Origin of the sequence: Exiguobacterium sp. s140 (genome assembly GCF_018617035.1) — a bacterium.
In the GTDB taxonomy this organism is placed as follows: domain Bacteria; phylum Bacillota; class Bacilli; order Exiguobacteriales; family Exiguobacteriaceae; genus Exiguobacterium; species Exiguobacterium profundum.
This window is the reverse complement of the sequence record NZ_JACSJK010000001.1, coordinates 704164-723649: the sequence shown is the minus strand read 5'-3', so window position 1 is coordinate 723649 and position 19486 is coordinate 704164. Positions and strand designations below refer to the sequence as shown.

The window sequence follows — 19486 nt, the reverse complement described above, 5'->3', positions numbered from 1 at the left end:
CCTTAAAACGCCGGCACGACCGAACCATTGAACTCTTCTTCGATGAAGGCACGTACTTCCTCTGAATGATAGTAAGACTTCAGCGTCTTCACGACTTCATCTTCTTTATTGGCTGAACGGACGACGACATAGTTCGGATACGGATTATCGACCGTATCTTCATGGAAGAGGGCATCTTCGTTAATGGATAGACCCGCTCCCATCGCGAAGTTCGTGTTGATGGCTGCGAGTGCCACTTCCGGGAGTTGCGTCGGCAGTTGGGATGCTTCAAGTTCAATAAATTCGAGGTTGAGCGGATTCTCAGCAATGTCGCGCTTCGTTGCTTTATCCGTCAATCCTTCTTTTAACGTGATGAGTCCGGCCGTTTCGTATAATCGTAGCGCACGGAGTTCGTTCGCCGGGTCATTCGGGACGGCTACTTTATCGCCCTCCCTTAAGTCCTTGATATCCGTCAACTTCTCTGAATAGAGCCCCATCGGGAAAGCGACCGTCTTGAAGACGTCGTCAATCTTATATCCCTTGTCCGCTTTTTGCAGTTCGAGGAACGAGAGCGTCTGATAGCTGTTCACGTCGAGACTTCCTTCGTCGAGAGCGGTGTTCGGGGTGTTGTAATCATTAAATACTTTGATATCGATTTCGAGCCCATCTTCTTTTGCGAGCTCCTGTACTTTCTCGGCGATTTGCTCGTGTGGTCCACCAGTCACGCCGATCGTTAGCTCTTTCGTGCTTAGCGTCTCGCTCGCCTCGGATTGTCCGCACGCCGAGAGTGCGATGGCCGCAAGGATAGATGTACCTGCCAAAATGGATTTTTGTTTAATGTTCATGAATGATTCCTCCTCCAAATGAAAAGCCCGCTACTCAAAAAGAGCGGCGGGCACGACACGTGAAAGTCGGACACGCTCATCTCCCAGACGTTTCGTCTGTTGGAATTAGCACCATGATCATAACTGATCTGGTTGCCGGGTTTCATCGGGCCAGTCCCTCCACCACTCTTGATAAGCAATCGGTTCTATTATTTTGTTATTATATTACTGATAAAAGAATTATTTGTAAACTATTTCTTGAAGATTTCTTAAAATTTCTTTTAATCGTTCAGCATCTTCAACCTTGTGAATGCCTTGAATCGTCATTTCTTCGACGACATAATCGACCAACTCATCGATTTGGTCAAATCGAATCCCAAGTTGGTCAAGTGACGTCGGAGCGGCAATCGCTTGTAGCCAATTCTCAAGGAGTGAGGCGTCTTCGGATGAGGTCAATCGTTCTTGAACGATCAGCCCGAAGCCTACCTTGTCCCCGTGCAACCAATGATGCGTCGAATCAAAACGACTGAGTGCGTTATGCACCGCATGGGCGACGGCGACTCGGGTGCCGGCGTCACCGAATCCACCGACGGCACCACCGATGGCGAGGACATGATCGACGATAGATCGGATGTCCGTGCCATAATGGCGAAAATCATCTTCACGAATGGACAAATCCATCAACGCTCCGCATTGCGCCGCAAGTGAGAGCCCCGACTGAATCCCTGCGACCCTTGATGTTGTTCCGCTAATATATCGAGCCTCGAACCACTTTGCGACCGTATCGATGACACCAGCCTTAAAATAGTCGTAAGGTGAATCACGTAACAGTCGTTCATCCGCGATGACGCGCTCGATGACGACGGGGAACGTATCATATCGTAAATATGTACCGTCTTCTCCATAGATCACGCTGAGCGGGGTGAAGGCGGTACAGTTTGACACAAGTGTCGGAATGACGATGAGCGGGACCGACTGGGTAAATGCAATCCGCTTCGCCGTATCAATCAATTTACCGCCACCGACGGCAATCCAGACGTCAGGTCGATGCGCTTTTAGTCGTTCGACTTCTTCGTCTGAACATTCCCCCTTGAATCGTACGCTCGGAATTTCTGCTAGACGAGGAGACACGCGAATCGCTTCACCGTATCCGTTAAATCCTTTCAAAACGAGTGCATCCCGATTCCCAATCAGTGAGTAAAGTTGATCGAGCGCATCGTTCGAATGGTCGTATTCCAGCACCGCTTGTCGAATCATTGATGGACCTCCTCATAGGCTGCAAACAGTCTCTCAATCCGTTCTACCGCTTCATCAATCTTCTGTTCAGACGACACGAGACCAAAGCGGATGTGGTGCTCCCCCTCCGTTCCAAAAAAGTAGCCCGGTGTGACGGCGACGCCCGCCTCATGTAGTAACTTCGTCGAGAATGATTTTGCATCGCCTTCAGGCACTCTCGCCCATACGAAGAAAGAACCTTTTGGTGCCTCAATCTCCCACCCTGCCCGGCGTAACCCATCAATCAATCGGTTTCGTCTTGTTTCGTAAAGCGAGGCTAGGTCGTCACGTATGTCACGCGGGGATTCTAACGCCACGATGGCTGCCTCTTGAATGGCAGAGAACACAGAGACGTGGACATGATCTTGGTACGTATTGATCGCCTCGATGATATCTGCATTTCCGACTGCGAACGCGACACGCCATCCCGACATGTTGAACGCCTTCGACATCGTATACACCTCAATCCCGATTTCTTTTGCCCCGTCTGCTTGGAGAAAACTTGGCGGGACATGCCCATCAAAGCCAATACTTCCATAGGCGAAATCGTGTACGACCATCAAATCATGGTTTGTGGCGAATTTAACCGTCTCCTCAAAGAAGGCTGGCGTCGCGACAGCGCCGGTCGGATTGCTCGGGTAGTTCAAATACATGAGTCGTGCATGAAGCGGATCGAGCGTGGTGTAATCCGGGAGATAGCCGTGCTCTTCCTTCAACGTCAAATCGATGATGTCCGCTCCGGCGAGACGCGCTCCCGAGATATAATCGGGATAGCCAGGGTTCGGGAGCAAGATGCCTTCACCCGGCTCAAGAAGACACTGAGGCAACGTGATGAGACCCGATTTGCTACCGATCAAGATTGCGACTTCTCGTTCAGGGTCGAGTTCGACACCATATTCTCGAGAGTAAAATAATGCGACTGCCTCTTTCAAGCGGGTCTGTCCTCGAAATGGACCGTATTGGTGTGTGGCTGGGTCGGTGATGGCACGTTCGAGCGCTTCACAAATTGGAGCTGGTGTCGGTAAGTCGGGTGTGCCTTGTCCGAGTCGGATGACGGTCTTGCCACTCGCCTCGACTGCCGCGACTTCTTCTGCTAATCCGACAAAGTGTTGTGTCGGTAACGATTTTAATAACTTGGAACGTCTGTCTGCCATGATGGGTCCTCCTCATACGAAAAAACACCCCTTTCTGAGGAAAGGGGTGCTCGATACAGACGTATGTAGTCAACCACCTTTCCATCTCTCAAGGTCACCTTGCTGGAATTAGCACAGTATTTTGCAATCTGTTGCTGAAGCTTCATCGGGCCAGTCCCTCCGCTTCTCTTGATAGAAAGTGTCATTCGTTATGTAATTTTTGTATGTCCCTAAGTTAATCAGACATTCCAAACGGTGTCAAACATTTTTTTCAAAGAGAACATCTATTGAATCCTTTTCAAAAAACATTCATAGTAAAAGAGTAGAAAAATTATATTTGTATGAGGGGATAGAGCATTGGAGCTTAATCGTCAACTTATTTGGAAACTGAGTGCAATCGGACTGATCTTGCTCGTCTTATGGCGGGTCATCAGTGAACCGGATACCATCTCACGTGTCTTACAATACACGTTTCAGTTACTGACCCCTATTATCATGGGGATCGCCATCGCCTTGTTACTCAACACCGTACTCTCTTATATTGAAGAACGGTTCCACTTGAAGCGATATCAAGGACTACTCATCGTCTATATCACGTTCATCGGCATCTTGGCGATTTCGGTCGTCACATTGTTCCCGCGGATTTACTCGAGTCTGTCATCACTCATCAATGAGTTACCGGTTTATATCCGTCAAATCGACGTGTTTTTAGGTGAAGTAAACAATTACTTGAAAGACTATAACGCGACGATTGCCCAAGCGATTGATTTTGCCCGCTTCGAGGATCGTTACTCTGGATGGGTCGAGACGGCCGTCCTCTCTTCCGTTAGTTATGTCTCTAGTTTTACAATGACATTGATCAACTTCTTGATTGGGATTGTCATCTCCATCTATTTGTTAAAGGACAAAGAAGTCTTCGCTCGTATGTTTAAGCGTCTTCTCTATGCGCTTTTACCCGTCGGCACTGCGAAGACGACAATCGATATCTTTCAAGAGATGGATTATATCTTTAAGCGATACATCATCGGGAAGTCGCTCGACTGTCTGATCATTGGAGTGCTAGCAGTCATCGGACTTTTGATCATCGGGGGCCTATATGCCCTACTTCTCGGAGTCATCGTTGGTGTCTTAAACTTCATCCCATATGTCGGACCGCTACTCGGGATGATCCCGGCGTTTATCATCACTTATTTCTATGATCCGTTCACCGCCGTCTTGGTACTCTTGTTCATCTTCTTGTTACAGCAGTTTGACGGATTGTGGCTCGGACCGAAGATTCTTGGGGATAGCGTCGGCATCACACCATTTTGGGTCATCACATCGATTATCATCGGGGGCAGCCTGTTCGGCCTCGTCGGGATGTTCGTGAGCGTGCCGATCACGGCCATGATTCAAGTCGTCTTGTCTCGCCTCATCGATTATCGACTGACCCGAAAAAATCTAAACGAATTACTTTGATTCACCTCATAAATTTGTTGACACATTGAGGAAATGCGTCATACATTTGAAGAAAAGAACACAATTAACAGAAAGGAGAGGTTCCCATGTCAGTAGTATCTTCGAAACCATTCACTCAAGTTCATACTGATTGGCAGGCACCTCTTCGATTGATTCATATCTAAGTCGCCTGCCTATCGAGGCATGCATAAACAACGTGGGACGTCGTATGCCTTCATGCATATGACGTCCCTTTTGTGTCTAAAAATTAAATAAAGCAGGTGACCTGTATGTTTCAATCACTCAAGCGGCTCGACCGCAACATTTGGATTCGTTTCGTAGGGGAGACGATTACGGGAATCATGATGTTCATGATCGCCCCATTCCTTGTTCTCTATTATAGTGACCAGTTAGACAGCTACCTTCAAGTCGGAATCATCATGGCGACTGGCCCGATCATGGCGCTCCTCGGTTCGATGATCGGAGGACGGCTAGCAGACCTGTATGGTCGAAAACCAATCATGATGATCGCCATCATCGGGGACGCACTTGCCCTCATCGGATTTGCGTTCGCCGACTCGTTCTGGCCGCTCCTTTTATTGAACGCCATGCTCGGACTGACGAACTCGCTCTTCCACCCTGCCGCAAGCGCGATGGTCGCCGATGTCACGGAGCCAGAGCATATGAACGAAGCGTTCGGACTGTTACGGATGGGACATAACATCGGCGCTGCATTCGGTCCTCTTCTCGGTAGTGCGGTGCTGTTCATCGACCGCGAGCTCATCTTCTTTGCGGCGGCATTCGTCTTTGGACTATATGCGTTTGCGCTCGGCACGTTCATACATGAGTCGTTGCCCGAGTTTACGGAAGATGAGACCCCCAGCAACCGGGAAGTGTTGCGCGTCTTTTATAACGATCGCGTGTTTCTTGTCTTCATCTTTGCGGGTATTTTCATATCAATGGGGTTCTCCGTCGTCGAGAGCATGTTGCCGCTCTTTTTAAAAGAATCGCTCCCGACGTATACCGCACAACAGAACCCATTCCCGTATATGTTAGCACTGAACGGAATCATGGTTGTCCTTTTCCAGTTCCCAATCGCTTCAAAACTCGGGAACAAGCCGTTCGGTAAAGTCATGCTGGCCGGAGCGACCGTATTCGGTATCGGTATGATCTTGATTGCGATTGTGCCAAGGACCTTGTTCGCACTCGATACCCCTTACGTGCCACTCGTCGGGATCTTACTCGCCGTTTATGCATTTTATACGTTAGGTGAGATGATCATGTCCCCCGTTCAGCAGACCTTCATCGCCTTGATTGCACCGGAGAATATGCGTGGTGCCTATAACGGTGCAGCGAGTATCCAATGGCTGATCGGCGGTGTCACGGCTCCAATCATCGCAAGTGTCTTTTTTGACAATCGTGCCGGACACATCGCCTTGATCCTCATCGGTGGAGCAAGTTGTTTATCAGGCATCATCTATTGGCAGCTTGGACGTCATGTCCAAGCGACGGAAGCAAAGCAAAAGACGGCTTAACCGCTCATTGACCACACTCTCTGATTTCGGAAGTGTGGTCTTTTCATTCTTTTCTTCTTTATTAAAATCTGAAATTATCATTCAATTCACTTTACAATCATAATAATCCTTTTTATGATAAAACGGTTAAGGAGGGATCTTTCATGGAAAGGATCGATAAACAGACAATCGTGGACAGTGTTCCACAAAAAGGCTTCTTCGGACAACCGAAAGGGTTGTTCACTTTATTCTTCACTGAGTTTTGGGAACGTTTCTCGTACTATGGCATGCGGGCCATCCTCGTATTCTATATGTACTATGAAGTCTCTGAGGGAGGACTCGGTCTAGACCGAAACGTCGCACTCTCAATCATGTCCGTCTATGGAGCGCTCGTTTATATGTCTGGGGTCATTGGGGGATGGCTTGCAGACCGGATTTTCGGGACGTCTCGCGCGGTATTCTACGGTGGTGTGTTCATCATGCTCGGACACATCGTCCTCTCGATTCCAGGTAGCGTCGTCTTCCTGTTTATCTCCATGGCGTTGATCGTCATTGGTACCGGATTATTGAAACCAAACGTATCAAGTATCGTCGGAGACATGTACAGCGAGACGGATCGCCGTCGTGACGCTGGATTCAGTATCTTCTACATGGGTATCAACTTGGGTGCGTTCATTTCACCACTCATCGTCGGTCAAGTGCAAAAAGACTATGGATTCCACTGGGGCTTTGCGCTCGCGGCAATCGGGATGTTCGTTGGACTCGTCGTCTTCGTATTGACACGAAAAACGAACCTCGGCTTAGCTGGTTCGTATGTACCGAATCCATTGACGCCTGATGAGAAGAAGAAAACGATAAAAATCGTCAGCATTGTCACCATTGGAATCGCTGTTTTACTCGCAATTTTGATTCCACTCGGATGGTTCACGATCAATACGTTCATCTCACTCGTCGGGGTATTCGGTATCGCGATTCCGACGATTTACTTCATCATCATGTATCGCAGTCCGAAAACGACAGAGGTCGAGCGCTCGCGAATCATCGCCTACATTCCGCTCTTCATCGCCTCCGTCATGTTCTGGGCGATCCAAGAGCAGGGTGCAACGATTTTGGCGAGCTATGCTGATACACGGACTGACTTAGAGTTCTTTGGGTTCACGTTGTCACCAGCGTGGTTCCAATCATTGAACCCACTGTTCATCATCTTACTGGCGCCGGTCTTCGCTTGGTTATGGGTCCGACTTGGTGACCGCGAACCGAGCATTCCGACGAAGTTTGCTTTCGGGATCTTGTTTGCCGGAATCAGTTTCTTGGTCATCCTACTCCCTGCTTACTTCAGTGGTCCGGATGCCCTCGTCAGCCCATTATGGCTCGTCTTGAGCTATTTCATCGTCGTTCTGGGAGAACTCAGTTTGTCACCGGTCGGTTTGTCGGCCACGACAAAACTCGCACCAGCTGCCTTCTCGGCTCAAACGATGTCGCTCTGGTTCTTATCGAACGCTGCTGCGCAAGGGATCAACGCACAGCTGGTCAAGTTCTACACACCTGAGAACGAGATGCTCTACTTCGGGATTATCGGTGGCGTCGCCATCGTCTTAAGCTTGATTCTGTTCGCACTTGCACCGAAAATCAAAGTGTATATGCGTGGAATCCATTAATCATCAAAAACGCCAGCCGATCGAATCGGCTGGCGTCATTTTTATTTTCGCACTTGAATGAGTGACAAGTAGCGATCGATCATATTGTGGTTAAAGTAGTCATGGAAGTTATCTTGTTTCAGTGATTGGATCGATTCATGGAATGTCGCAGGCAGTGATGCGATTCCTTGGCTCTCGATTTGCTTCGCAGAATACTCGAACAAGTCATCCTCGTTCGGAGAAGACGGAACGAGCTGTTGCTCGATTCCTTCAAGTCCCGCATAAATGAGCGCGGCAAGTGCCAAATATGGGTTCGCACTCGGGTCAGGATTTCGGACCTCTACACGAGTCGCACTTCCACGGGAAGCGGGGATTCGAATCATCGAACTGCGGTTCGATGGGCTCCAGCATATATTGACAGGTGCCTCGAATCCAGGAACGAGACGCTCGTATGATTCCGGTAGTGGATTCGTGAAGATTGCTGTGGCACGGGCATGCTTCAAGATTCCCTCGATGAAATGACGCGCCGTTTTCGACAATCCGTAATCCGCATCGACTTCGTCGAACGCGTTGGTCGTCGGATTTCCAGACTCATCATTCTTCCAGACAGAGATGTTCAAGTGCATTCCAGAACCATTCACATCACGCAACGGTTTTGGCAAGAATGAGACGGATGCCCCTTTCTCCTTCGCCGCAATCTTGACGATTTCTTTAAAGAACTGAATGTTATCCGCCGTATGGAGTGCGTCATCATACTTGATGCCAATCTCATGTTGCGCAGGAGCGACTTCATGGTGAACAGCCTCAATATTGAACCCGACACCGCTTAGACGGTTCGCGATGTGCTGTCGCACTTCATATCCTTTATCCTCTGAACGTGTCGAGAAATATCCGGCCTCGTCATAAAATTCTCCGTTCTCGTCAAAGATGAAGAATTCCGGCTCTGCCCCAACGAATACCGAGTAGCCATCACGTGCTGCACGTTCAAGTGCATCCTTCAATACATTACGTGGGTCGTATTCATATCGCTCTCCCTCCGGAGTGCATACGTCACAGAAGAATGCCAAAATATTTTCCTCGCCGTCTTGCTCATACCGTGGACGATCTAAATCCGGTCTCAAGAATAAGTCTGAGTTTTTGATGGAAGAGAACCCGTTGATTGAAGAACCGTCAAACATCGTTTTTCCCTCAAAGACTTCAGGCAACAATTTTGCCGAAAGCGTCAAGAGTTTTAAATCACCGAGAACATCTGAGAAATAGAGATGGATTTGGGTGATGTTTTTCTCTTGTACCGTTTTCTCAATATCTTGTTGCTTCTTTTTTGCGTCATCCTTGTCTGTTCCGAATAGATTTGCCATGATTCGTTAAAACCTCACTTCAATAGATTTGACAGGCAAGCTGTCTTTACGCACCGTTCGTACGCTTCTCTATAGTTCATAACCGAGTTCGATTTTTTCTAAACATGGAATTTCAGCAAAGGCAAAGTGGCTACATGCGACAAGAGTTGATATGATGGGTAAAGAATGTCACAGAGAGGGAGAACGCGATTGTATATTTTTATGACTGGTGGAACAGGATTTTTAGGAGGGCGACTCGCCAAAGAATTGATTCAGCGGGGGCATCGCGTCTGCATGTTGGCGCGAACACCGGAGAAGGTACAGACACAATTCACCCCAGAAGAACAGAAGGCGATTGATGTGTTACCAGGCGATTTGACGTCACACGCACTCGGGGCCAATGAAGCGTTTATCGAGACACATAGAGGGAAGATTGATTTATTCCTACACATGGCAGCACTCGTCAAATTCGATGAAGAATTGCGCGATGAATTGTTTGAGACCAATTTGACCGGGACGAAAGAGGCCCTTCGCTTGACCAAATTAATTGACTGCCGTCGCTTTTTCCACGTGAGTACGGCCTATACACTCGGCGCTAAGGAAGTTGGCGGGGAAACACTGTACGACGTGTCGCAATCTTTTTTGAATCCGTATGAAGAAAGCAAGGCACACGCCGAGCAGGCGGTCTGGGAGTCACGGGATGAGCTTGACGTGTCAATCTTCCGACCGGCTATCATCGTCGGAGACTCGAAAACAGGAGAGGCTGACTCAAAATTTACGATGTACGGATATATGCGTGCTCTCGAACTGTTCAAACGGAAATTGGAACGACGTGGGCATGACGTCGAGTCGATTCGATTGATTGGCGCAGCGACGGGTACATCAAACCTTGTCCCTGTCGATTATGTCGCGGATGTACTGCTCGCTGCCATCGAGCATGCGAAGGCCGGTACAATCTATAACGTGACAAACGACGCACCACCAAAAAATGAAACGATGCTCGACTATATGAAAGAGTCGTTAGCATTCCCGCATTTAACAATCACGGAGACACCGACATCGACACTCAGCTCAGTCGAACAGTCGTTCAACGATATGGTGAAAGTATTCAATCCGTATTTGAACCGGAATATCACGTTCCGTGACGACAACACGAAACAATTGCTACAGGATGCTGGATTCGCTCCGCTCCGTCTCGATCAAAAATCGTTACGTCGCATCGTGAATGCCTATTACAAAGCAAAATAAAAAAATGGACCGATTTTTCCGGTCCATTTTTTATTTATCGCAAACTAACACGATTTTACCATCTTTGATTTCACGTTCGAGTGAATCCACCATCTCTTTTGTGAGTCCAAGACTCTCCATCTGTTCCATGCGATCTTCTGAATTGCTCGTGAATTTCGAGAGCAACGACTCGAACATTCCTTTTTCCGGAATTCGATATGGTTGTACCCCGGCCTCTGCTGCCAATCGAACGGTCAATTCCTCATCTTTGGCGAACAAATAGATATGCTCATTCACACATCCGCCTGACACCATCTCATTCACTTCATGGTCCACCGTCGTCATATCATTCACTACTCTTGTCTCTAACATGCCCCATCCTCCTAAACGTTCACAGTCATGGTTTTCACTGTTTTTGTTATTCCCGAAAAATGAGGTGGTAAACATCAAATCAACTCGATTCTTCGTTCATCGTCCATTCTTCGATGGCGAAATGTTGCACAATCCCCTTGATGCGATCATGTTCCCCTTCCATTTGAGTCTGCCCCTCTAATCGAGCGGTCACCATGAACTGGCAATCTATTGCTCGTATGCGAGATATGCGATACCCTGCTTGTTGCAACAATCCAGCGATGATCTCGATTTTTTCTCTCTCAACTGAACGGAATGTATGCATCCAGCCCACCTCTTTCTGTTTCGTTCCTTCTACATGCTATCATATCGTTTCTAGTGTGTGATGCTATACTATGGATAGAGAAAAGGAGTGAGTTCTGTGCCAAAACAAGACTTGAATACAATCATGCTTGAATATTTGAATGAAAAAGAAGATTATGAAGCGTTTGCCACAAAGTTGAAAGCACTCCTCAGTGAATTGTTGACAGAAGCTGGCATCCAGTTTCATTCAATCGTTGCCCGTGCCAAAGAAGCGGACAGTCTATATGCCAAACTTTCACGCAAACCTTATCAATATCGTTCATTACGAGACGTGCAAGACTTGGCCGGAATACGGATTGTGACATACTTTCATGACGACGTACGAGCCGTCGCGCAAATCTTGGAAGATGAATTCACCATCGATCGTGAACAGTCCATCGACAAGTCGACATTGCTCGATGCCAATGAATTCGGTTATCTTTCCGTTCATTATGTCGTGGAACTGAGTGAGAAACGCCTTGCGCTCGGTGAATATCGCCGTTTCGCAGAAAAAGAAGCGGAAATTCAAGTCCGCTCCATCTTACAACATGCATGGGCAGAGATTGAACATGACCTCGGCTACAAAAATCCGAATGCCGTGCCGCCTGAAATTAAACGAAGTTTCAGCCGGGTCGCCGGACTCTTGGAGATTGCCGACTCCGAGTTCGTGAACATTCGAAAACAATTGCGGACATTCGAACAGGAGACGGTTGAACAAATTCTCGACTCCCCTGAAAAAGTGACCATCACACGTGATAACCTGAATTATTATATCGCAAATGATCAAACGGTTGAGAAGCTAGACAACGCGATTTTCCAGAGCGAATGGTTGCTCGAGACCGATCTCTCTGCCATTGTCGAACTGACCCGAATGTTCCATTACGCCGATATTCGTACGTTTAAAGATTTGAGCGATACGCTCTCCACTTACTTCACACAGGCAGTTCAGTGTGCGACATTACTTCCATCTTCCCTCTTGCCGAGACAAGGGATGGGTGTCGTTTATGCCGTTCTCGCTAAACTGTTAGCGGAAGGTGATGACCCACAGATTGAATTTTTCTTTAGACGGTTCTATCCGGACTTGAAACATTATGAAGACATCATTCAACAAATTCGGGCAAAAGACGAGCCCCTATAACTTTACAGACAACATGTTTTTAATGTAGAATGTTTCTATGTTCTGAAGTATATATGAATAATATTATCGCCAGGAGGTAGTTTCGAGGATGACAACACCCGTACAGACCGCTTCACGTCGTCAGCTCGTCGCAGACGCTGAACGTGGAATCCGGATGAACTATCGCGGAGTGAAAAAAAATCTCCGTTCGATGTTCTCACAATATTTGACCCGCAATGAATTCTTCATTCTACGTTCTCTTTGTCAACAGAGTCCTCAAATCGCCTCTGCTCTGTCAAATGAGTTTCAATTTTCAGCCTCGATGATCACCGCACTTGCCGATGAGTTGACGAAAAAAGGATTGATCTCTCGCGAACGTAGCGAGCGTGACCGCCGTGTCGTTGAACTTCAGGCAACGGATGAAGGTCGTGAGTTGTTTGAGACGCTAGAGAGCATGAAGATTGAATATTTGATGGATGTCTTCACTGATTTTTCAGATGACGAACTCATTGTACTTTCAAAATTATTAGATCGTATGGATGCTTAATCCGACTATAGCCCTTCACCGTAAAGGTGAAGGGCTATTTTTTGCGAAAAAAAGAGATGCGACCCATCGGTCAGCATCTCTTCATCTTTACGTTTCAATCAGGTGTGCCGTGACCACAATCCGGTCCCGATACCCAAGGTTTTCGTCATACGGTCCTGCACAAGTGATCAATTGAATACGCTTTGACTGAGTCGCCGCAAAAATGGAAGCGAGCGGCACTTGGTCGAGGCGATACTGTTTCACACTGACCACTTCATACGTTGCGACTTGGTCTTTCCGTTGGAGCGTCACCAGTTCTCCGATCGGAAGTTGATCCAGATTCGCAAAGATAGCTGGACCATTCAGATCATCTAGATGACCCGATAGGACGACATTCCCCGTTGCGCCTGCTTTGGCTCCGTATTGATACCAACCGACTTGATTCACGTCAGACGGTGTGTCCATTCTTCCAGCCCCATCCTTCCCGACCGCTTCAATCGATGTATCAACATCGATTGAAGCTATGACCAGCCGGGCAGGGACGAAACTGTTCGAATGAAACGTTTGTCGATCGACCTGCTTCGAGGTCAAGACCTGCGGTTCGGCAAATTCAGCCGTTGGCATCACGAACGGTTTGTCAGGAGCTTCCGCTTGAGCGCTCCATACGAGAAATGTGATTGTTCCTAAGAAAATCAGTTTAAGCGTCTTGCTTCTGACGACGAAAGACGTAGAATCCAGCTGCTGCCGCTCCAACCACTGCTGCCGCGAGCAACCAGTTCATTGAAGCTGTTTGAGCAAGACCACCTTGTCCTGTTTCAGGAGCCATTGCCATTTCCCCACCATCAGCGGCGAGAAGGACTTCAAACGCTGGTTCTCCTTCAAGGAGTCCGATTGCGAATGCTGTATAGTTTTTGCCACCTTCAAGTGCAACACCGTCAAGTGCTTTGACGACGTCAGTCGCTCCAGCGGGGCGGACTTCAAGGTCATACGTTCCAGCATCGAGTGTGCCGTAATCACTTACTGCTTTGAACTCGAGGTTTGAGAAGAGTGGGTCGCCACCTTTAGGTGCGACATCAACCGCTGGTGCATCTGGTGCGAAGTGAGCGACACGAACTTTCGATTTACCATCTTCAAAGTTTGCATCGTCTTCCATTGCGGCGATTTCGATGTTTTCAAGTTGACCGATTGCAGCGGCTGTATAGAACTTGCCTGCCTCGATTGAAAGGTCTGCTGCGACGACGACTGTTTCAGCGTCACCTGCCGGCTTGATTTCAACGTTGTAATCGCCTGCAGGAAGTGTCAAGTAGTCTGTGAGATCCTTGAATTCTGCTCCCTCGACCGCGACTTCCCCATCCACGTACACGTCAACTGCCGGTGCATCAGGTGAAGCATGTAGCACACGGACCATCGCGTTTTCATGTCCATCCGCGCTAACCGGTAAGACGAAAGCGAAAGCCAGTGCTAGAGTACCCAGTAAAGACATCAACTTCTTCATGTGAAATTTCCTCCTTTTGATCTTTGGTAACCCACAACATGCATACAACAAATGTGATGCAGTGCTACATGGTGTGCTACATCTGATTGCTATGTAGCTCGGTGACATCTTAAACTTAAGACAATCCGACAATGACGTAAAGGGGACACTATGCCCTGAATGTGCTCCGATATGCTAACGGACGAAAGCGCTATCTTTACATAAAATGTAGTTCCCTTCCAACCAAATATAGAACCACTCAGTCGGCGACTAAGTGGTTTCGTTTGCCCATTCGATATCATTGACAAAGATGGCATCGACTTGAAGTGCCATACAACGCTCAAGTTGATGTTGTGTTTTAATCGTATACGGTCTGATCGGAATCCCTCGACCTTGCAACGAGCGTACTTCTTCGTCTGTGATCCGATCGATGTGTGGGTGGACCGAATCCGCTCCGACGAATCGAAGATATCCGGAAATGTCATAAAGCGGCTGTGCAAGCAGAATGGCCGCTTCGATATCCGGTCTCATCTGTTTCAATCGGTGAATGGTCTCATGATTGAATGAGGAAAAGAGAATGCGGGACGCATCAATTCCAGCGGATTCAATGGATTCGATGATGCGAGATTCGATTCCTTCATATCGAAGGACATCCGTCTTCACCTCTAAGTTCAAAATGACCGATTCCTCTTTCACCAGGGCGAACAGCTCCTCGAGCGTCGGGATGTGTTCTTCGACCCCATGATGTACCCCGGCATTGAACTGTTTAAGCTCATCATAGGTATAGAGTGAAACTTGCCCTCTTCCGTCGGTCGTCCGTTCGAGCGTCTCGTCATGGATGAGCACGAGGACGCCGTCCTTTGTCATATGGACATCCGTTTCAATCCCATCTGCTCCGGTTTCGAGTGCGAGCCTGAATGCCGACATCGTATTCTCCGGACGATGTGCCATCACGCCACGATGTGCAAATCGTTTCATTTGGCAACTGTTTGATATTTCTTCGTCAAATATCGAACGAGCGGTTGGACCGAAATCGCTTGACCCGTCACTTGTTGAATGAGTTCGTTCGGGGTGAGACGTTTTCCATATTGATGAACGTTCTCCTGTAGCCACGCTTTGACCGGTTCAATTTCACCTTCTGCAATCAACGTCTCGAATTCCGGAAGAGCTGATTTCAACGTTTCCGTCAATTGGGCCGCATAAATCAATCCGAGGGCATAGCTCGGGAAGTATCCAAACGAACCGCCTGCCCAATGGACGTCTTGGAGGACTCCTTTGGCATTCGACGGGACATCGAGTCCGAGATACTCTTTATACTTTTCATTCCATGCCGCAGGAAGCTCATCGACGGACAACGTCCCTTGGATGAGTGCCTTCTCGAGCTCATAGCGGATGATGATGTGTAGACTGTATGTCAATTCGTCAGCCTCGATCCGAATCAGAGATGATTTCGCTTCATTCACACCTCGATAGAAAGTGTCGAAGTCGATTGCAGCGTATGCCGGATGAAGCGATTGTAGTTTCGGATAGACGCGACGCAAGAACGCTTCGCTTCGTCCGATGAAGTTCTCAAAGAAGAGCGACTGGGACTCATGAATCCCCATCGACGCACCGCCACCTAGCCCGAGTTCATCGAGCATCGGGTCGATTTGCTGCTCATACGTCGCGTGACCCGCTTCATGCATCGTACCGAACAGTGCATTTCTGAAATCTGCTTCATCATACTTCGTCGTAATCCGGACGTCGCGGCGGTTGATGGTGATTTCGAACGGATGTACTGTCGCATCCAATCGACCACGTGATAAATCGTAAGCGACGACATTCATCCAGTCATGACAAATGGTTTCTTGAACATCCGCCGGCATCGACCAGTCCAGAGAGAGCGATTCTTTTGGGAGCTGCTGGATGAGAGGAACAAGTTCGTCTCGGAGCGAGGCGAACAATTCGTCTAAGAGCTCGACCGTCATGCCCGGTTCGAAATCATAGAGCAATGCATCGTACGGATGTTTCTCATAGCCGAAATATTCCGCAAATTTTTGCTGGAATTCGATAATCTGTTTAAGGTATGGAGCGAACATGTCCCAGTCGTCCTGTTCTTTCGCCTTTTCCCATGCCGTCTCGGCTTCCGAAACGAGTGTTACATATGCTTGATATTCATTGTGTGGAATCTTGGCATTCCGTTCGTATTGCGTCTTCGCGATTTCAAGTGACCGCGCCTCGACGTCAGATAAATCCTTTTCATCTGCCATCCGTTCTAGTAAAGAAGCGAACGACTCACTCGTCTGTCGTTTGAACGCCTCAGTCGATAAATAACCGATCGTTTCTGCCCGAAGCGGTGCCGACTGTTCCGGCATTTGTGTACGCATGTCCCAATACAAGAGCGAGATCGCCTCATCGAAGGAACGCAGTTGCTTAAAATGTTCACGCCATTCTTTTGTAACTTCCATCTGTCTTTCACCCCTATGTGTTATTCTGTTCCCTTTCTACTTTATTATAGATGTCAACCTTTGCCTACACCAGTTTACAAATCTTCTCGCTTGCTGTAGGAAAGTGGTTTTGTGGCAGGACCTTCTAAGACGTTGCCTTTTGCATCGAAACGAGAGCCGTGGCATGGACAATCCCATGACCGCTCGGCATTGTTCCATTTCACTGTACAGCCGAGGTGCGTACAGGTCAGGTTGACGACATGGCATTGGTTATCCAAATCTCGATAAACGCCACTCGTCTTGCCATCAACTTGCACGACCCCACCCTCGTCTAGCTGTAGGTCTTTTACATCTTTTCGTTCAAATAGCCGATCGACTGTCCCTTTCGCAAATTGAGTGGCAGTATCTAAGTTCGTTTTAAGAAATGCACTGATATCACTAGATTTAACCGTTTGACGGAGCGGTGAGACCAGATTGACGAATCGGTTCGGACGACCTGTGAGTTGATCCGCGAGCAAGGTGCCGGCAGCGATTCCGTTCGTCATCCCCCATTTCGAAAATCCAGTCGCCACAAAGAGATCTGGTTCTCTCTTGAACATTTGCCCTACGTAAGGAAGTCCGTCTAAGGTGATAAGATCTTGAGATGACCACCGATAGGATGCCCGATTCGTTTCGAAATGTGCCTGGGCATCATGCTCTAATCGATCATATCGGCTACGCGTGTCAGTGACTTGCCCCGCCGTATGCCCTTCACCGCCAACTAGTAAATAGGTCTTTCCGTTTTCCTCATAGGACCGAAACGAGCGTTTGCGCTCTCCTACCTCTAAGTACATCCCTTTAAGTGGTCGACTCAGCGATTCACAGGCGACAATATACGATCGCTCAACAGAAAATTTCGACACATATAACCCGCGCAGGTCATTGAATGGATAATGGGTCGCAATCACGACTTGATTTCCTTGTACTCTTCTACCGGTAGAAGTAGTGACTACAGGACGCGGTCCTTGACTCACTTCCGTCGCTCTAGAGTTTTCATAAATCTTCCCACCGTGTTGAACAAAACGATTCGCTAATTCACGTAGATATTTCATGGGGTGGAATTGGGCTTGGTTATGAATCACCAACGCCTGCTCGATTGAAAACGGGAGCGCTTTTCTCACTTCTTCCGTCGCTTCTCCCCCGTCAATCTTTAAGCGACGATACGCATCCAGTTCTTTCGTAAGTTCTTCGTTCGGTTCCCTAGAATAAAGAAACGATTGTTCATTCGCGTAATCGCAGTCAAACCCTTCTTCGATTTGATTTTTCAAATAGACGAGCGCTTCTGAGTTGAACTCGTAATATAAACGCGCGATGGATTCATCAAAATGACGAATCAACTTATGATAAATCGTCCCATGTTGAACGGAACATTTTGCCGTTGTATGTCCCGTCGTCCCATGTCCAATCTCTAATGCTTCTAAAAGCGTCACTTGCCTCCCTCGTTTTTGGAGTTCATAGGCGCAGACGAGTCCGGCAATCCCTGCCCCGATGACGACGACTTCGGTCGATTCCGAAACGGAAAGGGATGGGTACGGCGTCCCAGTATCATGTTGACGCCAAATGGAGTTCGTGAACGGATAACGATGCATAACGCATTCTCCTCTCAAAAAGTGACATCTTTACCCTTATACCCGAAACACAATTCTTTCACCGCCGATCAATCATTGACCTAGTTCTTTATTTTATCAGCGAAAAAAATAAGCGTTTTCTATTATGTTTATAGAGTAACCAAAAAAGGAGGGACTTTTGTTGACCCGTAGAAGGAGACACCGAAGAAGAACGTACATCATGCGAAGAATGATTGCCGCGGTCGTTCTACTCGGAATCATCGCACTGATCCCGACGTTGGTCGGATTTAAACAAGATAAAGAAGCACCGACATTAGCAGAAGCGTCCACACCAAAAGCTGAACCGATGAAGATAGGTCCGCTTTTCCCGGATATCGACATGGGTTCATGGAGTCCGAGTGAGACGAAGATGATTTCGGATGAGGAAATCTCTGTTGGTGCACTAACTTTCGTCAATGTGACCAAACAAGAGATATTAATCGATAAAAACGCCAATGATCGTGTGTTTCCAGCCAGTACGACCAAATTGATGACGGCACTGCTTGCTTATGAGAAGGCATCTGCAGCGAATGAACTCGACCAACCAATCATTACGATTCAACAGTCGACACTCGATATTCCATGGGACAGCCATATCGCGCATCTTGCCATCGGGGATACATTGACAGTTCGTCAAGCACTTTACGCCACGCTACTTGAATCCGGAAACGATGCTGCGAACAGCCTTGCGGAATACACGAGCGGGTCGACCGAGGCCTTCGTTCAATTGATGAATGATCGAGCAAAGGTTTTAGGATTGACTGGAACGCATTTCGTAAATGCGCATGGCTACTCGGATCCGAATCATTATACGACGGCGAACGACATGGCTAAAATCGCCTTCGCATTCAGTACATACCCGGAGTTGATTGAAATTGCCGGGACTTATGAATTTAAAGCCGAATTTAAAGATAAAGACGGTAACGGCAAGCGTCGTTGGTGGTATCACCTCGGTTCATCCGTCAATGAACGAAGTGTCAACTACTCGAAGTTTGTGACCGCCACGAAGACGGGTTATACGGACGAATCCGGATATACGATGGTATTCATCATGAAACATAATGGCGAAACATATATCTTGGTTACGATGCAGGCGAAATCTGGACAAACGTTCCCGACGATGCGACTTGTTGAAGAAAAAGCATTCAAATAAGGAACTCAAGAGCATTTAAAGATGCTCTTTTTCTTATGATTAAAAATATGTTTTCTGAAAATTTTCCCATAAATATTACATTCATGTT

At 47.8% G+C, this 19486-nt stretch carries 18 protein-coding genes and 2 riboswitches; of the genes, 7 read left to right on the top strand and 11 right to left on the bottom strand.

Features of this window, described 5'->3' with window-relative positions; all coding sequences use genetic code 11:
• Window positions 1–2 precede the first annotated feature (2 nt).
• From KNO61_RS03740 to KNO61_RS03730, 3 genes are all read right to left on the bottom strand, one after another.
• The gene (locus KNO61_RS03740; protein ID WP_214734273.1) at window positions 3–824 is read right to left on the bottom strand and encodes a MetQ/NlpA family ABC transporter substrate-binding protein; all 822 of its coding nucleotides are present in this window, start codon (window positions 822–824) and stop codon (window positions 3–5) included.
• Between the two features lie 73 nt (window positions 825–897).
• A riboswitch (SAM riboswitch) is annotated at window positions 898–1002 on the bottom strand.
• 41 nt (window positions 1003–1043) lie between these two features.
• Entirely contained in the window at window positions 1044–2060 is a 1017-nt protein-coding gene (locus KNO61_RS03735) for an iron-containing alcohol dehydrogenase (RefSeq protein WP_214872624.1), read from the bottom strand.
• Window positions 2057–3232: an aminotransferase class I/II-fold pyridoxal phosphate-dependent enzyme gene (locus KNO61_RS03730; protein WP_214813108.1), complete on the bottom strand. Its 1176-nt coding sequence runs from the start codon at window positions 3230–3232 to the stop codon at window positions 2057–2059. The genes KNO61_RS03735 and KNO61_RS03730 overlap by 4 nt, the downstream gene beginning before the upstream one ends.
• Window positions 3233–3310: 78 nt before the next feature.
• A riboswitch (SAM riboswitch) is annotated at window positions 3311–3410 on the bottom strand.
• 158 nt (window positions 3411–3568) lie between these two features.
• On the opposite strand from KNO61_RS03730, the gene KNO61_RS03725 reads away from it, so the two are divergent.
• The 3 genes from KNO61_RS03725 to KNO61_RS03715 all read left to right on the top strand — a co-directional run bounded on the left by KNO61_RS03725 (window position 3569) and on the right by KNO61_RS03715 (window position 7820).
• Window positions 3569–4669, top strand: a complete 1101-nt coding sequence (locus tag KNO61_RS03725; protein ID WP_214872623.1) for an AI-2E family transporter — start codon at window positions 3569–3571, stop codon at window positions 4667–4669.
• Between the two features lie 269 nt (window positions 4670–4938).
• Window positions 4939–6183, top strand: coding sequence for an MDR family MFS transporter (locus KNO61_RS03720; protein ID WP_214872622.1), 1245 nt, complete (start codon window positions 4939–4941; stop codon window positions 6181–6183).
• A 143-nt stretch (window positions 6184–6326) separates the two neighbouring features.
• Window positions 6327–7820, top strand: a complete 1494-nt coding sequence (locus KNO61_RS03715) for a peptide MFS transporter (protein WP_214872621.1) — start codon at window positions 6327–6329, stop codon at window positions 7818–7820.
• A gap of 41 nt (window positions 7821–7861) precedes the next feature.
• Here the strand turns inward: KNO61_RS03715 and KNO61_RS03710 are convergent, their stop codons facing one another.
• A complete protein-coding gene (locus tag KNO61_RS03710; RefSeq protein WP_047795294.1) occupies window positions 7862–9157 on the bottom strand; it encodes a glutamine synthetase family protein in 1296 nt (431 codons plus the stop codon).
• Window positions 9158–9346: 189 nt separating this feature from the next.
• On the opposite strand from KNO61_RS03710, the gene KNO61_RS03705 reads away from it, so the two are divergent.
• Window positions 9347–10384: an SDR family oxidoreductase gene (locus KNO61_RS03705; protein WP_214872620.1), complete on the top strand. Its 1038-nt coding sequence runs from the start codon at window positions 9347–9349 to the stop codon at window positions 10382–10384.
• Window positions 10385–10414: 30 nt separating this feature from the next.
• Here KNO61_RS03705 and KNO61_RS03700 read toward each other — a convergent pair whose 3' ends face one another.
• The gene (locus KNO61_RS03700) at window positions 10415–10735 is read right to left on the bottom strand and encodes a YflT domain-containing protein (protein WP_078146948.1); all 321 of its coding nucleotides are present in this window, start codon (window positions 10733–10735) and stop codon (window positions 10415–10417) included.
• Window positions 10736–10814: 79 nt separating this feature from the next.
• Complete coding sequence (locus KNO61_RS03695; RefSeq protein WP_012726355.1) at window positions 10815–11039, bottom strand: hypothetical protein; 225 nt, start codon at window positions 11037–11039, stop codon at window positions 10815–10817.
• 96 nt (window positions 11040–11135) lie between these two features.
• Between KNO61_RS03695 and KNO61_RS03690 the strand changes: the two genes are divergently transcribed.
• Together KNO61_RS03690 and KNO61_RS03685 are read left to right on the top strand one after the other, a co-directional pair.
• Window positions 11136–12194, top strand: coding sequence for a GTP pyrophosphokinase (locus tag KNO61_RS03690; protein WP_270812121.1), 1059 nt, complete (start codon window positions 11136–11138; stop codon window positions 12192–12194).
• Between the two features lie 88 nt (window positions 12195–12282).
• Window positions 12283–12720, top strand: a complete 438-nt coding sequence (locus KNO61_RS03685; RefSeq protein WP_078146949.1) for a MarR family winged helix-turn-helix transcriptional regulator — start codon at window positions 12283–12285, stop codon at window positions 12718–12720.
• Between the two features lie 87 nt (window positions 12721–12807).
• On the opposite strand, the gene KNO61_RS03680 is transcribed toward KNO61_RS03685, so the two are convergent.
• The 5 genes from KNO61_RS03680 to KNO61_RS03660 form a co-directional block, all read right to left on the bottom strand.
• The gene (locus KNO61_RS03680; protein WP_251025611.1) at window positions 12808–13452 is read right to left on the bottom strand and encodes a class F sortase; all 645 of its coding nucleotides are present in this window, start codon (window positions 13450–13452) and stop codon (window positions 12808–12810) included.
• The gene (locus KNO61_RS03675; protein WP_012726359.1) at window positions 13397–14194 is read right to left on the bottom strand and encodes a DUF4397 domain-containing protein; all 798 of its coding nucleotides are present in this window, start codon (window positions 14192–14194) and stop codon (window positions 13397–13399) included. The genes KNO61_RS03680 and KNO61_RS03675 overlap by 56 nt, the downstream gene beginning before the upstream one ends.
• A 249-nt stretch (window positions 14195–14443) precedes the next feature.
• Window positions 14444–15151, bottom strand: coding sequence for a glycerophosphodiester phosphodiesterase (locus KNO61_RS03670; RefSeq protein ID WP_214684217.1), 708 nt, complete (start codon window positions 15149–15151; stop codon window positions 14444–14446).
• Complete coding sequence (locus KNO61_RS03665) at window positions 15148–16620, bottom strand: carboxypeptidase M32 (RefSeq protein WP_078146952.1); 1473 nt, start codon at window positions 16618–16620, stop codon at window positions 15148–15150. The genes KNO61_RS03670 and KNO61_RS03665 overlap by 4 nt, the downstream gene beginning before the upstream one ends.
• Before the next feature lie 74 nt (window positions 16621–16694).
• Window positions 16695–18227 (bottom strand): FAD-dependent oxidoreductase, encoded by a 1533-nt coding sequence (locus tag KNO61_RS03660; RefSeq protein WP_214872619.1) that lies wholly within the window; start codon window positions 18225–18227, stop codon window positions 16695–16697.
• A gap of 199 nt (window positions 18228–18426) precedes the next feature.
• Between KNO61_RS03660 and KNO61_RS03655 the strand changes: the two genes are divergently transcribed.
• The gene (locus KNO61_RS03655) at window positions 18427–19398 is read left to right on the top strand and encodes a D-alanyl-D-alanine carboxypeptidase family protein (protein ID WP_251030100.1); all 972 of its coding nucleotides are present in this window, start codon (window positions 18427–18429) and stop codon (window positions 19396–19398) included.
• The last annotated feature ends 88 nt before the right edge of the window (window positions 19399–19486 follow it).